The 13,963-nt window shown below is 57.2% G+C and carries 18 protein-coding genes; 7 read left to right on the forward strand and 11 right to left on the reverse strand.

Annotated features, from left to right (window positions below):
- Positions 1 to 112: 112 nt before the first annotated feature.
- From istB to ASD46_RS00020, 4 genes are all read right to left on the reverse strand, one after another.
- Positions 113 to 1,006, reverse strand: a complete 894-nt coding sequence (istB, locus tag ASD46_RS00005) for an IS21-like element ISRel5 family helper ATPase IstB (RefSeq protein WP_035197805.1) — start codon at positions 1,004 to 1,006, stop codon at positions 113 to 115.
- Positions 1,003 to 2,478 carry an IS21 family transposase gene (gene istA, locus ASD46_RS00010; RefSeq protein WP_082546133.1) on the reverse strand — a complete coding sequence of 492 codons (1,476 nt, stop codon included), beginning with the start codon at positions 2,476 to 2,478 and terminating at the stop codon, positions 1,003 to 1,005. Before istA ends, istB begins: the two co-directional genes overlap by 4 nt.
- A 455-nt stretch (positions 2,479 to 2,933) precedes the next feature.
- Positions 2,934 to 3,524 (reverse strand): pyridoxamine 5'-phosphate oxidase family protein, encoded by a 591-nt coding sequence (locus ASD46_RS00015; protein ID WP_323455088.1) that lies wholly within the window; start codon positions 3,522 to 3,524, stop codon positions 2,934 to 2,936.
- 356 nt (positions 3,525 to 3,880) lie between these two features.
- Entirely contained in the window at positions 3,881 to 4,531 is a 651-nt protein-coding gene (locus ASD46_RS00020; RefSeq protein ID WP_025593400.1) for a glutathione S-transferase family protein, read from the reverse strand.
- Positions 4,532 to 4,799: 268 nt separating this feature from the next.
- Here ASD46_RS00020 and ASD46_RS00025 point away from each other — a divergent pair, with 268 nt between their 5' ends.
- Positions 4,800 to 5,456 (forward strand): peroxiredoxin, encoded by a 657-nt coding sequence (locus tag ASD46_RS00025; protein ID WP_003512980.1) that lies wholly within the window; start codon positions 4,800 to 4,802, stop codon positions 5,454 to 5,456.
- 63 nt (positions 5,457 to 5,519) lie between these two features.
- On the opposite strand, the gene ASD46_RS00030 is transcribed toward ASD46_RS00025, so the two are convergent.
- Complete coding sequence (locus ASD46_RS00030; protein WP_025593398.1) at positions 5,520 to 5,972, reverse strand: DUF5680 domain-containing protein; 453 nt, start codon at positions 5,970 to 5,972, stop codon at positions 5,520 to 5,522.
- A 166-nt stretch (positions 5,973 to 6,138) separates the two neighbouring features.
- On the opposite strand from ASD46_RS00030, the gene ASD46_RS00035 reads away from it, so the two are divergent.
- The 3 genes from ASD46_RS00035 to fghA are packed head-to-tail and all read left to right on the forward strand — an operon-like array spanning position 6,139 to position 8,146.
- On the forward strand, positions 6,139 to 6,594 hold the full coding sequence (locus ASD46_RS00035) for a YaiI/YqxD family protein (RefSeq protein ID WP_003512976.1): 456 nt from the start codon (positions 6,139 to 6,141) through the stop codon (positions 6,592 to 6,594).
- A gap of 25 nt (positions 6,595 to 6,619) precedes the next feature.
- Positions 6,620 to 7,279 (forward strand): DUF1345 domain-containing protein, encoded by a 660-nt coding sequence (locus ASD46_RS00040; RefSeq protein ID WP_013636061.1) that lies wholly within the window; start codon positions 6,620 to 6,622, stop codon positions 7,277 to 7,279.
- A gap of 33 nt (positions 7,280 to 7,312) precedes the next feature.
- On the forward strand, positions 7,313 to 8,146 hold the full coding sequence (fghA, locus tag ASD46_RS00045; RefSeq protein ID WP_025593396.1) for an S-formylglutathione hydrolase: 834 nt from the start codon (positions 7,313 to 7,315) through the stop codon (positions 8,144 to 8,146).
- Between the two features lie 108 nt (positions 8,147 to 8,254).
- On the opposite strand, the gene ASD46_RS00050 is transcribed toward fghA, so the two are convergent.
- Entirely contained in the window at positions 8,255 to 8,653 is a 399-nt protein-coding gene (locus tag ASD46_RS00050) for a RidA family protein (protein ID WP_013636059.1), read from the reverse strand.
- A gap of 165 nt (positions 8,654 to 8,818) precedes the next feature.
- Between ASD46_RS00050 and ASD46_RS00055 the strand changes: the two genes are divergently transcribed.
- The gene (locus tag ASD46_RS00055; protein WP_025593394.1) at positions 8,819 to 9,412 is read left to right on the forward strand and encodes a TetR/AcrR family transcriptional regulator; all 594 of its coding nucleotides are present in this window, start codon (positions 8,819 to 8,821) and stop codon (positions 9,410 to 9,412) included.
- A gap of 24 nt (positions 9,413 to 9,436) precedes the next feature.
- Here ASD46_RS00055 and ASD46_RS00060 read toward each other — a convergent pair whose 3' ends face one another.
- The 5 genes from ASD46_RS00060 to crcB all read right to left on the reverse strand — a co-directional run bounded on the left by ASD46_RS00060 (position 9,437) and on the right by crcB (position 12,919).
- Positions 9,437 to 9,925, reverse strand: coding sequence for a hypothetical protein (locus tag ASD46_RS00060; RefSeq protein ID WP_013636057.1), 489 nt, complete (start codon positions 9,923 to 9,925; stop codon positions 9,437 to 9,439).
- A 60-nt stretch (positions 9,926 to 9,985) separates the two neighbouring features.
- Positions 9,986 to 10,780: an ATP12 family chaperone protein gene (locus ASD46_RS00065; RefSeq protein WP_060641773.1), complete on the reverse strand. Its 795-nt coding sequence runs from the start codon at positions 10,778 to 10,780 to the stop codon at positions 9,986 to 9,988.
- 30 nt (positions 10,781 to 10,810) lie between these two features.
- A complete protein-coding gene (locus tag ASD46_RS00070; RefSeq protein WP_035198224.1) occupies positions 10,811 to 11,479 on the reverse strand; it encodes an HAD family hydrolase in 669 nt (222 codons plus the stop codon).
- A 6-nt stretch (positions 11,480 to 11,485) separates the two neighbouring features.
- Entirely contained in the window at positions 11,486 to 12,475 is a 990-nt protein-coding gene (locus ASD46_RS00075; protein ID WP_003512960.1) for an RluA family pseudouridine synthase, read from the reverse strand.
- Between the two features lie 66 nt (positions 12,476 to 12,541).
- Entirely contained in the window at positions 12,542 to 12,919 is a 378-nt protein-coding gene (gene crcB / locus ASD46_RS00080) for a fluoride efflux transporter CrcB (RefSeq protein ID WP_013636055.1), read from the reverse strand.
- Positions 12,920 to 13,122: 203 nt separating this feature from the next.
- Between crcB and ASD46_RS00085 the strand changes: the two genes are divergently transcribed.
- A complete protein-coding gene (locus ASD46_RS00085; protein ID WP_025593390.1) occupies positions 13,123 to 13,413 on the forward strand; it encodes a hypothetical protein in 291 nt (96 codons plus the stop codon).
- Positions 13,414 to 13,532: 119 nt separating this feature from the next.
- On the forward strand, positions 13,533 to 13,961 hold the full coding sequence (locus ASD46_RS00090) for a plastocyanin/azurin family copper-binding protein (RefSeq protein ID WP_025593389.1): 429 nt from the start codon (positions 13,533 to 13,535) through the stop codon (positions 13,959 to 13,961).
- Positions 13,962 to 13,963: the final 2 nt, after the last annotated feature.

Raw genomic sequence — 13,963 nt, forward strand, 5'->3', positions numbered from 1 at the left:
CGTTTCGCATCGACCCGGCGCGTCAGCAATTTGCACGCCCCGATCCATGGCAGGCATACGCGTGTAGCGCGGCAATCAGGATGAGACGCTGGCGACAATCTGGATGAGATTCTTAGGTCGCGGTCGAGATCAAGTTATCACGCTGATTGTCGCTGACAAGTTCTTCTTCGTTTTCTGATTGCCGCTCCGCGACAGCCTGCGCCGAGGTTTTGATTGTCGCGAAGGAAGCTGGTCGACCCCGTTGGCGTTTTTCCTCAAGGGCCGTTCTGCGCCTATAACTCTCGACATTCATCTCGAAGATCGTGGCGTGATGTACGAGCCGGTCGACTGCTGCGAGTGTCATGGCAGGATCTGGAAAGATCCGGTTCCACTCTCCAAACGGCTGGTTGGCAGTGATCAGGATTGATCTATGCTCGTATCGCGCTGAGATCAGCTCGAAGAGTACGCTTGTTTCCGCCTGGTCCTTGGTGACGTAGGCGAGATCATCGAGGATTAGCAGGTCGTACTTATTGAGTTTGTCGATTGCTGACTCAAGTTGCAGTTCGCGGCGGGCGACCTGGAGCTTCTGCACAAGATCGGTTGTCCGGGTAAACAGGACCCGCCATCCGTTCTCGATCAGCGCAAGGCCGATAGCGGCAGCAAGATGGCTCTTTCCTCCGCCGGGCGGACCGAACATGAGGATGTTCGCTCCCTTGGCGAGCCAACTGTCGCCGGCAGTTATTGCCATAACCTGCGCTTTTGAGATCATGGGTACAGCGTCGAAGGCGAAGCTGTCCAATGTCTTTCCGGGCGGAAGGTGTGCCTCGGCGAGATGCCGTTCAACCCTGCGATGGGCACGCTCTGCCAGCTCGTGCTCGGCAATCGCCGACAGGAAGCGAGCTGCTGGCCAACCCTCCCGATCTGCCTGTTCAGCAAATCGTGGCCACAGGGTTTTGATTGTCGGCAGCCGAAGTTCATTGAGCATGATGCTGAGCCGTGCTTCATCGATGACGTGGGCGTTCTTCATGCGGCTTCTCCCTTCCCGATCAATGCCTCATAACCGGTGAGCGATGCGAGCTGCACATGAACGGTAGGCAGCCCGGCTGGATCCGGGCCGAAGAGCGTTCGCATGGCGGCTGGATCGGGTAGGTCACCGGCATCGAGTGTCCTGGCCAATTCTTCGGCAAGTTCGCGTTCGCAGCCGCGGTCATGAGCCAGCGCCAGAAGCTCTACGGTGATTTTGCAAGCCTGCTTGTCAGGCAGTTGTTCGATGAGGGCCTCGAAAGCTCTGCGATATTCCTCCCGCGGAAAAAGCTTGTCGCGATAAACGAGGCCCCGGAGCGCCATCGGCTTTTTGCGCAGGGAATGGATGACGTGGTGGTAGTTGACGACCTGGTCGTGCCGCCCGTCAGCGTGGCCACGTCCCCGGCGCAACGTCATCAGGTGCGTACCTCCGACAAAGACATCCAGCCGATCGTCGAACAAGCGAACTCTTAGCCTGTGGCCGATTAACCGGGACGGCACCGTGTAGAACACCTTGCGCAAGGTGAAACCACCGGTGCGCGATACCGTCACTACGATCTCTTCGAAGTCCGTCGTGCGACGCTCAGGCAGCGCCTGCAGATGGGATCGTTCCGCATCAATGCGTTTGCCATGGGCAGCATTGCGACGGCTGACGATCTCGTCGACAAAGGCGCGGTAAGAAGTGAGATCATCGAAATCTGTGGTGCCCCGCATCAGCAGGGCATCATGAACGGCGTTTTTGAGATGACCGTGGGAGCTTTCGATCGAGCCGTTCTCATGGGCGACGCCTTTATTGTTGCGTGTCGGCGTCATTCGATAATGAGCGCAAAGTTGGTCGTATCGGTGTGTAAGATCGACCTTGGCATCGGCGTCAAGGTTGCGGAATGCAGCCGACAAGCTGTCGCTTCGATGATAAAGCGGCGTGCCGCCGACAGACCAAAGGGCATTCTGGAGCCCTTCAGCCAGAGCGACAAAGCTTTCTCCGCCGAGAATGACGTGGGCATGTTCGAAGCCGGACCAGGCAAGCCGAAAGTGATAAAACAGATGATCAAGCGGTTCGCCGGCGATCGTTACAYCAAGGCCGCTGGCGTGGGTAAAATCAGAAAGGCCCAGCCGGCCCGGCTCGTGCGTCTGGCGGAAGATTACCTCCTGCGCTTCGCCATGGACAGCACGCCACGACCGGATGCGTCGCTCGAGCGTGCGACGGATACCTTCAGAAAGGTCTGGATGCCGGCGCAGCATCTCGTTGTAGACAGCGACAGCGCGGATGCCAGGTGCTGCCTTGAGGAGCGGGACGACTTCTGTCTCGAATATCGGCTCCAAAGGATCAGGACGGCGGCGCTCGCGTGGCGCTTTGCTTTGAGATGGAAGTTGCGTCTCTTTGCCGAGACGATAGGCCGTGGCCCTGCTGATTGACGCTTTTGCAGCGGCAACCTCAACGGAATGCGTTTGTCGATACTTCATGAAGAGTCTCATCTGATGATCGGTTACATGGCGACCCGGCACAAACTGGTTCTCCAATACAGAAAACCGAAAATGTACCGGACCGACCGCGATCTTGAGACGCCAAAATCTGCGCCACGCCGAGGTATGACTACGATCGGGCTACGCCCTCCCTCCGTCACACCCCGGCGCGAGTCTCATCCTGAATGACGCTGATTCTCATCGAGATTGCCGCTAAACAGCCGACCAGCCCAGCTTTGCTNACTGGTTCTCCAATACAGAAAACCGAAAATGTACCGGACCGACCGCGATCTTGAGACGCCAAAATCTGCGCCACGACGAGGTATGACTACGATCGGGCTACGCCCTCCCTCCGTCACACCCCGGCGCGAGTCTCATCCTGAATGACGCTGATTCTCATCGAGATTGCCGCTAAACACAGGGCTGCTGAAGACAACAGGAGCCGCACCGCCTCCCCTCGAAAATAGCTAATAAAGTGTTCTCTGGTAGTCCTTTTCCAGATCGTCATCCAATTTCCGCATCTCATCCTTGTTGCTGGGCGCCCCCGTCGTTTCGTCAAGGATGATTTTGATGAGCGACGGCATCTCGGAGCGATCCTGAAAATGATCCGGGCTCCACAAATGAGACCGCCGAAACGCCTTGGCGCAATGCATGAAAACCTCACTCACCCTGACGACAATCGCGAGTTTGGGCGCTCGATCATTGATGCTCATGCATCTCAGAAGTTCCGGGTCGGTTGCGAGCTTTGCCTGCCCGTTCACACGCAACGTGTCGTCAAATCCCGGTATGACAAACAATAGCCCGACGCTTGGATTGGCAATGATATTGGTCAACGTATCCAGACGATTGTTACCCGGCCGATCCGGTATCGCGAGTGTGCGTTCATCAAGAATCTTGACGAACCCCGCAGGGTCGCCACGAGGGCTTACGTCAGCACTTCCCGCCAGATTCTGCGTTCCTATGCACAGGAACGGAGAGCGTCTGATAAATTCCCGCGCATGCTCGCCAATGGTGTCCTGACACTTCAATATCGCCAGCGCGTGGGTCGCCTCGAACAATCCTCGAAGCGATGGCTCATCTGTTATTGCAAATTCCGATCAAGTTCAAACGCCGTCATCATCCTCACCCTTGTGACGTTGCCCCGTTGTTCCCATCAGCTTCACCAGACGAAAACGCCTGGATATTGCTGACATATCGATTGTTCTTCTCTGTCCGCATTTGAGCTGCTTCTAAATTTGAGGTACGTACCTCAATATTAGCACTATCGCAGATTTCCATTTCAATCAAGCAGTAGAACCGGCTGCGATAGAGGCACAACAATCACCGAAGCGGCTGCGGGAGCCTTTGAGGGCGGGCAATCCTGTACAGACAGTGTAGTTGGTTCTTACCTAAGGCCCTCGCTATTCACCGACGTTCAACCGGTCGAGGCGGCCTTGAAGACGGCAAGCTGGTCGGCAAAGGCGCGTTGATAGGCCGGACGCGCCTCACCGCGAGCCACATATGCTGAAAGGTTTGGATATTCGTCGAGGATGCCTGAGCTTTTTATCCTTTGCAGCACCGATATCATCAACAGATCTCCAGCGCTGAACGCACCGTCGAGCCAGTCGTCGTCACCGAGGCAGCGGGAGAGTTCGCCGAGCCGCTTGCTGATATTTTTATCGATTATCGCTAAGCGCTCTTCGTACCAGCTCTTGTCGCCCTCCAGAAACCGGGCAATCGAGCGGTCAACGATTGGCGGCTCCACCGTGTTGAGCGCGGCGAACATCCAGGTTATCGCCCGTGCCCGCGCATTCACATCCCGCGGCAACAGGCCGGCATTGCGCTCCGCGATGTGGAAAATGATCGCGCCGGATTCGAACAGTACGAGGTCGCCCTCCTCATAGGTCGGGATTTGTCCGAATGGCTGAAGTGCCAGATGCGCAGGTTCCCTCATCGCCTTGAAGGAGAGAAGGCGAACATCGTAGGACAGCCCCGCTTCCTCCAGCGCCCAGCGGACGCGCATGTCGCGTGCCAGACCCTTGCCGCCATCGGGCGAGCGTTCAAAAGCGGTGATCGTGATCGTCATTGCTGTTCCCCATCGCGTCTGTTTGGAGACTATTGGCTCATTGTGGTCGAGCATCAGCTTTTTGCGCCGGCTGGAAAAGGCAGCGCGTCAGAATAGGCGTTTGCCAGAACGAAAACAATCCTTGTACGTTTCCATGACAGGTCATTAGCGTGCCGTTTGCCGTGGAAAGGGCTGGCCATTTTACGCAAAAACTCTAAGCTCCTGCGCCGGACGCGGATTGCCGAAACCTTCAGAATTTCAATTTAAATCATTAGGGAGAAACCATCAGATGAGCCTGCGTATAAACGACATCGCACCCGATTTCACCGCCGAGACCACACACGGTCCGGTGAGCTTTCACGAATGGATCGGCGACGGCTGGGCGGTCCTGTTTTCGCATCCGAAGAATTTCACGCCGGTCTGCACCACGGAACTCGGCGCGATGGGCGGCCTGCAGCCGGAATTCGAAAAGCGCGGCGTCAAGATCATCGGCATTTCGGTCGATCCGGTCGAAAGCCATGAGAAATGGAAAAACGACATCCGCACCGCGACCGGCTTTAATGTCGATTATCCGCTGATCGGCGACAAGGACCTGAAAGTCGCGAAGCTCTATGACATGCTGCCGGCGGGCGCTGGCGACAGTTCCGAAGGCCGCACGCCGGCCGACAACGCCACCGTGCGCTCCGTCTTCGTTGTCGGTCCCGACAAGAAGATCAAGCTGGTCCTCACCTACCCGATGACCACCGGGCGCAACTTCGACGAAATTCTTCGCGCGATCGATTCCATCCAGCTGACTTCTAAACATCAGGTGGCGACACCGGCAAACTGGAAACAGGGCGAAGACGTCATTATCACCGCCGCCGTCTCCAACGAGGATGCGATTGCCCGTTTCGGCTCTTATGACACTGTTCTTCCATACCTGCGCAAGACGAAGCAGCCCGGCTGATTTGAAATCGATAAAGGGGCGATGGATCTCCATCGTCCCTGTTTGATCTTACTCGCGGCGCGGCTACGGCTTTATCACGCCGCCGTGGTAGTCGAGCCGGTACACCTCAACGCTGTCCCGATATATGCGCTCCAGGCCGGTAAAAGACCGGAATTCGCCCTCATTGGTATCGACATAGATCATGTCTTCGACCTCGTGGGTGAAGCCGCCGAGGAAGCGCCCTTCCCTGTATAGCGTGGAAAGCGATCGCTGGATCACCCTGCCCGCCACCGTGCCGTCGATTAGCTCAGGGCGGATGACGCGGCCGTAATAATTCATGGCCCAAAGTGGAATTCCCTGATGCCAGACGACCTCCTGACCGATGAAGTCGGTTCCGCCGAAATAGCTATCGATGTAGTTCCAGTCGCCACTTCGAAAGCCGAGGTCGTGTGAGCCGATGCGGGTGGGTGTCGAGGATTTGTTGCCGCCGCCCACATAAGTGGCGGACTTGGCCTGCACGATGAATTCTTCCAGCATCGGGAATACCTCACACCAGGAACATAAAGTGAACATACTGGACTTGTATGAAGGTCGCAAGCGTATTCATTACCATGCCTGTCGCCATATTTTCACGGATGGCGGGCTTGGTAATCGCAGCGTTTGCCCTTAAAAGCGATGCATAAATGATCCTCGAAGAGTGCCCATGTCGCAGACCCCGCAAATCTATGTCGATGCCGACGCTTGCCCCGTGAAACCCGAGATTCTCAAGGTGGCGGAACGGCATGGGCTGGAGGTGACTTTCGTTGCCAATTCCGGTTTGCGCCCGTCGCGCGATCCGATGGTGAAAAACGTGATCGTATCGGCCGGTTTCGATGCGGCGGATGACTGGATTGCGGAGCGTGCGGGCGAAAACGATATCGTCATTACCGCCGATGTGCCGCTCGCCGGGCGTTGCGTTGCCAGGGGCGCGCTGGTGACGGGACCGACCGGCCGCGTTTTCGACCAAACCAACATCGGCATGGCAACTGCGATGCGCGACCTTGGCGCACACCTGCGCGAAACCGGTGAGAGCAAGGGATATAACGCGGCTTTCTCGCCGCGCGACCGGTCTGCTTTTCTGGAGACGCTTGACCGTTTCTGCCGCCGTGTCAAAAAATGACCGCGTAAACAGGAAGGCGCAGCCCATGACCCCGGCCAATCCGCAGAGCAACACCTACAGCCGCCATAAGCCTTTCTTCGTCGCTCTTTTTGTTGGCGCCTTCGGCCTTGGCTTGGCGCTGGCATTCGCACGGCCGCTCGCCATCGAAATTGCAGCCATTCTGTTTTTCCTGACCTATCTCGGGCTGGTGGCCTTTCGGCTTCCGAAATTAACGGCCCAGCACCTGAAAGCGCATGCCGATAGTGATGACCTGCCGGCAATGGCCATCATCGCCATTACGCTGATCGCTGCCACCGTCGCCGTCGTTTCACTTTTCCAGGCACTCAACCATTCCGGCGAAACCGTCTGGACGCTGCTGCTCGCCTTCGGCTCCGTGATTTTCGGGTGGCTGACAATCCACACCATGACTGCCTTGCACTACGCACATCTTTACTGGCGTCCGGAAACCGTTGATGGCAAGCGCAAGCATAGAGGCGGCATGGATTTCCCGGCAACGAAGGAACCCTGCGGTTACGACTTCCTCTATTTCGCTGTTGTCATCGGCATGACGGCGCAGACCTCGGATGTTGCTGTAACCACGACACCGATGCGCAAGGTCACGCTGTTGCACTCCATCGTCTCCTTCTTCTTCAACACGGTTCTGGTAGCAGCGGCGGTCAATGCTGCGGTCGCGCTTGCGGGCTGAACCGGAAAAAACTCTTCATAAAGGAATGGCTTCATGAATATCATCTCGCAAAATACGGCCTTTGGCGGCATGCAGGGCGTATTTTCGCACCCATCCGAAACCCTGAAATGCGAGATGACCTTTGCAGTCTATGTGCCGCCGAAGGCGATCAGCGAGCCGTGCCCGGTTCTGTGGTATCTTTCCGGCCTCACCTGCACCCACGCCAATGTCATGGAAAAAGGCGAATATCGCCGCATGGCATCCGAACTCGGGCTGATCATCGTTTGCCCGGATACCAGCCCGCGTGGCAACGATGTGCCTGATGAAGTGACCAACTGGCAGATGGGCAAGGGCGCCGGCTTTTATCTCGACGCCACGCAGGAACCTTGGTCGGAGCACTACCATATGTACAGCTACGTGACGGAAGAGCTGCCAGCCTTCATTGGCCAGCATTTCCGCGCGGATATGAGCCGTCAGGGCATTTTCGGCCATTCGATGGGCGGCCATGGTGCCATGACGATTGCGCTTAAGAACCCAGACCGCTTCAAGAGCTGCTCCGCCTTCGCCCCAATCGTCGCCCCCTCCTCTGCCGACTGGTCCGAACCGGCGCTGGAAAAATATCTCGGAACGGATCGTGCCGCATGGCGGCAATACGATGCCTGCTCGCTGGTCGAAGACGGCGCCCGTTTTCCGGAATTCCTGATCGACCAGGGCAAGGCCGACAGTTTCCTCGATAAAGGCCTGCGTCCCTGGCTGTTCGAAGAGGCGATCAAAGGAACCGATATCGGCCTGACGCTGCGCATGCACGAGCGTTACGACCACTCCTATTATTTCATCTCCAGCTTCATGGATGACCATCTGAAATGGCATGCCGAGCGACTGGGCTAAGGCTGCGAAAGGGGAAGCTTAACCTGCGCGGTTTGGATACGTCCGACATCTTGAACAGCGACGTGACGGCGTTTTTAGTACGCCGTCTTCGCTATGGCTTTCGGAGATTTATGCATCCAAAGGAATGCGGGCGATGACCTTGATCTCGAAATCGAAGCCCGCGAGCCAGTTCACGCCTATTGCAGTCCAGTTCGGGTAAGGCTTCGTGCTGAAAATCTGCTGCTTGACGGCCATGATGGTTCCGAACTGTTTTTCGGGGTCCGTATGGAATGTCGTCACGTCGACAATATCATCAAATGTACAGCCCGCTGCATGCAGCGTGGCTTTGAGATTTTCGAAAGCCAATTGTACCTGACGTTCAAAATCGGGTTCTGGCGTTCCATCGGAAAGGCTGCCCACCTGCCCGGAAACGAACAGAAGGTCCCCGGATCGGATAGCCGCCGAATAGCCGTGCTCCTCGTAAAGAGCATGTCTGTTTGCGGGAAAGATTGCTTCGCGCTTCGCCATTTTTAAATCTCTCTTCTTTGTAATCAAGTGCACTCTCTGGGCGGAACGTTACGCTTCGAGCGCTTCACACAACGCCTTATTTGATATACGGTGCGTATTTGAATTTGGTGGCATACGTTCCGTATGTCAACCCGTATACGTCACGTATGTAAAATTGAGGAGAGAATGGCAAAACGACGCGCGGAAACGATGGAGGAAAATCGCGTAAAACTGATCGCGGCTGCACGAAAGATTTTCGCCGAAAAGGGATACTCTTCCGCATCAATGGACGAGTTGACTGCTCAGGTTGGTCTGACGCGTGGGGCGCTTTATCACAATTTCGGAGATAAGCGTGGGCTGCTGGCGGCGGTGGTCGATCAGATCGATTCTGAAATGGCGTCTCGCGCTCAAGAGATCGGGGCACTGGCCGAGGACGATTGGCAAGGTTTGCTCGCCGAGGGCGCTGCCTATATCGAAATGGCGCTTGATCCGGAAGTACAACGCATCGTTCTGCTCGACGGGCCTGCGGTATTGGGTGATCCGTCGCAGTGGCCTAGCCAGAGCAGTTGTCTGCAGGCGACCAAGCGAACGGTTCAGAGCCTCATCGAACAGGGGGTCATCAAGTCAGTCGATGCGGAAGCTGCTGCCCGGCTTCTAAGCGGCGCTGCACTTAATGCTGCGCTATGGATCGCCGCCAGTGACGATCCTGTGAGGGTGCTGCCGAAGGCTGTCGAGGCTTTCCAGTCCATGGCCACCGGCCTTCTTGTGAAACCAGTTTAAACTCTATCTGGAAACCATACTTGTTCACGGAAACAACGCCGTCGCGAGCGTTGTCGGTCCGGGTCGGCTCAGCCGGAACTCGCGGATCACGCGCTCCGCGACGCCGTAAGCGAGATCCTGCTCGATCGACTGATTGTCGAAGCTGACGACGGTGGCTGTGAATTTGGCCTCGGCGATAACCTCGCCCGTCGCCACGGCGGCCGCACGAACGATGACACGGGCCGATGCCCGTTCTCCAAACAGGAAGGGGCCGCGGGTGACGGATGCGAGGCGAATGGTCAGCACAACGCGCGGTCTGATTTCGCCGCGTGCCGTCGTTTTGATGGCATTCTGTAGTTGCGCATGAATGGATTGCATCAATGCCGGCGCTACATCCGGCCGTGCCGCTACAAAGGCGCCGCGCACATCATAAAGCAGCCGGTCGGCATTTGTCGCCTCCGGTTCCAGCCTGAAAGACATGAGCGTGAAACACGCCAGCACAACAATGCCAAGGCGTTTCAATCGAGTGTTCATGATCTGCGGCTCCCCTAACGTGAGGTAACCGCATATTCGGTCATCAGGGTTAGAAAAGCGTTAAGGCGCGCTCTTCAACGCCTCCAGAACGTTGAGTGCTGCACGCATGTCGATGAGCCTGGTGGCGCGGCGCTCCAGCGCCTCCTCGTCCTCGCCCCAATGTTCGGCGGTCCAGTCCTCGTCAAGATGGGCCAGCGCCCAGGTTTCCTCCAGCGTCAGCTGCTCTTCCGCCAGTGCCAGCGCCAGAATGGCGGAGCCGGTCAGCGACGTCATGGTGTGCAGGGCGGCAAGCGCGATCGGCGTATCGTATTTTTTGAGCGTCACGGCAAAGGCTGCAACCGCTTCCCGAGGCTGATCGCGATGCATGACGCCTTCGACGAGAATGAAGCGTGCGCCGAGAACATTGGCCGCCCAGTCGATCACCGGATCCCAATGGTCCGCCTGTCGCGCCACAAGCGCTTCCGGTTGACCTGCGCGGTAGCACAGGAGATCGGAAGACGAAAAGCGCAATATGTCCTCGAAAACCGCCTGTGTGTCGCTGGCGATACCGTCGATGGCGGTGTTCACATGCCGCGAGACCGGCATGACGACCGGGTTCACCACTTCTTTCTGCGCATCCCATTCATCGCGAAGCAGATCCGCAAGCGCCTTCGATGGCAAGACAAGCGGCTTCTTGGCGGGCGTTCGCAAAGGTTTGCCATCGAGATGGATGGTGAAGCCGCCGTCTTCCACGTCAGCAACGGTAACGTCCTTATAGAAACGTTTCGGCAGGGGCCGCTGCATCTGGATTTGGGCGCGAAGGATCGGATCGGGGTGGCTGAGGCCTTCCGAAAGGTCGTTCAGGAGATCACGCATGGCACGTCCTCATCAGTCGAATAGAAAGGATCATTCAAGAATATCGGCGGGAACATGGGCCGGAATTTCGCTCGGATGGCTGACGACGGCGTCTGCGCCTGCCTCCCAGAGATCATCGACCGAGGCGTAGCCCCAGGCAACGCCGATGGCCTTTGCGCCGGCGGCCTTTGCCATCTGCATGTCATAGATAGCATCGCCGATGACGAAAGTGTCGGCCGGAACCATGCCGGTTTCATGGCAACATTCCATCACCATGGCCGGATGCGGCTTGGAAGGGCAATCATCCGCCGTGCGCGACACGATGAAATGCTCGGCAAAACCATGCGTTTCGAGAATATGGGTCAACCCGCGACGGCCCTTGCCGGTGACCGCGCCGATCAGCACCTCATCCCGTCTGGCGAGCGTGTCGATCAAAGGCGCGATACCGTCGAACAGCGGCTCGATCATGCCAGGTCGGGCGCGGATCGGGTGATAGATTTCCCGATAGCGCTCAGTCATCGCGCGCGCCTCGTCATCCACATGCGCCTTACCGAGCATGCGGGCGATGGCGATGTCGAGCGTCAGGCCGATAATTGCCTTGGTCTGCGCAATATCAGGCCGTGGCTTTCCGAAATCGGCGAAGGTATCGACCATGACGGCATGGATAAGGCCGGCGCTGTCGACCAGCGTGCCGTCACAATCGAAAAGAACGAGTTTCATCTGATATCAGCCTTCCCTGTCGCCATCGGCCACGTCGAGGCCGAGCAGGTTCCAAGTCTGTACCATATGCGGTGGCAAAGGCGCGCTGACGCGAAGCCGGCCGCCATTCGGGTGCGGAATGTCGATATGGCGTGCATGCAGGTGCAGACGCTTTTGTACACCGCCCGGAAAATCCCAGTTCGGATCATCGATGTAATATTTCGGATCGCCGATGATCGGGTGCCCCATATGCAGTGCGTGAACGCGCAGCTGGTGGGTACGGCCGGTATAGGGCTCCATTTCCAGCCAGGCGAGGTTCTGCGCAGCGGTATCGATAACACGGTAATAGGAAATGGCGTGATCTGCCCCCTCCTCGCCGTGCTTGGCAATGCGCATGCGGTCGCCGTCGGGGGTCTGCTCCTTGACCAGCCAGGTGGAAATCTTGTCCTGATGCTTGCGCGGTACGCCGCGAACCAGCGCCCAATAGGTCTTCTTGGTATCGCGCTCGCGGAAAGCGGCCGTCAGCTTCTGTGCAGCACCTCGGGTGCGGGCCACTACCAGCACGCCCGACGTGTCACGGTCCAGACGGTGCACCAGACGCGGCTTTTCGCCCTTCGGGCTGGTCCACGCTTCCAGAAGCCCGTCGATGTGACGGTTGACACCCGATCCGCCCTGAACGGCAATGCCGGCCGGCTTATTGAACACCAGAACCTTGTCGTCCTCATGCAGCAGCATGCGCGCCAGAAGTTCGCCGTCTGCCGAATGTTTGAGGTCCCTGGATCCGATCGGTCCGCTTTTGACCTTGAGGTCGGAATCAACAGGCGGCACACGCACCATCTGCCCCGGCTGCACCCGTGCGTCCGTCTTCACCCGGCCGCCGTCCACACGCACCTGTCCTGAGCGCAGCAGCTTTTGCAGCTGCCCGAACCCCAGACCCGGATAGTGAATCTTGAACCAGCGATCGAGGCGCATACCGGCCTCGTCGGCCTCGACCTTGATATGCTCGATACCTGCCATGAAATTTCCAGTCTCTCTGTCTTGATCGCGCGCCCTGTTATCCGGCGCACCGTTTGGAGCAAGCCTTTAGAACAAACTGCGGCCCAAGGCCAGCCCGGCGAAAACCGCCGCGATGGAAACCACCAGGCTTGCCGTGATGTAAACCGCTGAAAGGCCGAGCGCGCCACGTTCGAAAAGCGCTACCGCATCCAGCGAGAAGGACGAAAAGGTGGTGAAGCCACCGAGAACGCCGGTGACCAGAAACAGACGCATCTCCATGGACGCGTTCAGCCGCCTTGCAACAAGCTCAACCAGGAAACCGATGAGAAAGGATCCGACCACATTCACCGCCAGCGTTCCCCAGGGGAAAGTCATGCCGACAAGGCGCACACTCAACAGACCCACGAGATAGCGGAAAACCGAACCGATTGCGCCGCCTGCTGCGACAAGAGCGATATTCAGCATTTGGGGAATGTCTCCGGAGAAATACCCGACGGGTCTGTTGAAGACGTTTTCTAGAACATAGCCACGGGTGGTGAAACCCCCTCGTCCCGACCTTTTTTTCGATTAAAACTCGATTAAATTGCACGTCCGCGATTTAGGCTTCCAACAAGACGCAGCTGCTAATCTGCGGTTTTAAGGGTCGGCGAAGGATGGCCGGAGGTTGGATGACACAGGTTCTTTCCGTTTCTGCAAACACTGCGGCCTACGCACTGGAGGCCGTGAAGCCGTCGCAGCGTGTATCGCGCAGAAGCGAGGTTGAGGAAGCCATTCACGAATTGGCGCGCAAGGCCGAACAGGGAGACGATTTCCAGTTGAGAGCCTTGCTCACCGCCATCAAGCCGCCGGCCTTGACCCTCTATTTCCTGACAAGCGCCAGCCATCGGTATGCCCCCCAGACAACACTCGATCAGGCCGTGCAGGCCTACGAAGAAAATCAATCCAATAAAAACTTATAATATCAATTCTATATCCATATTTATTAAATCGATTTATGAGTTTTTTGGTGCGCATTTCGCCCGTTCAGGTTGTTGTCAGATTCAAATTTTAGTCCTTCGGTACCAACTGGAGGAAGATCATGATTTTTATTGCTCGTCACGTCACAGCCACCACGATCGCGCTCCTTGTTTCGGCGCCGGCTTTCGCGGCCACGACCATCAAGGTCACCGAAGGCGGTGAAGGTGGCGGACCAATGACACTCGTGATGGACCAGACGACGGTCAAAGCCGGTGAAGCCGTGTTTCATGTGCATAACGATGCCATGAGCGAGCAGCACGAAATGGTGCTCGTCAAGCTGAAGTCTGCAGACGAAAAAATACCGCTCAATACCGCGAAACACCGTGTCGATGAAAAACAGCTTAAAAGTCTTGGCGAAGTGGCCGACCTGAAGCCGGGCGGCGATGGTCAGCTCAAGGCAAAGCTTACGCCCGGCACATATCTCCTCTTATGCAACATAAAAGGTCACTACGAAGCGGGTATGCAGGCCAAGCTGACTGTTACAAAATAATA

It is taken from the genome of Rhizobium sp. Root491 (genome assembly GCF_001427205.1).
Classification (GTDB): domain Bacteria; phylum Pseudomonadota; class Alphaproteobacteria; order Rhizobiales; family Rhizobiaceae; genus Agrobacterium; species Agrobacterium tumefaciens.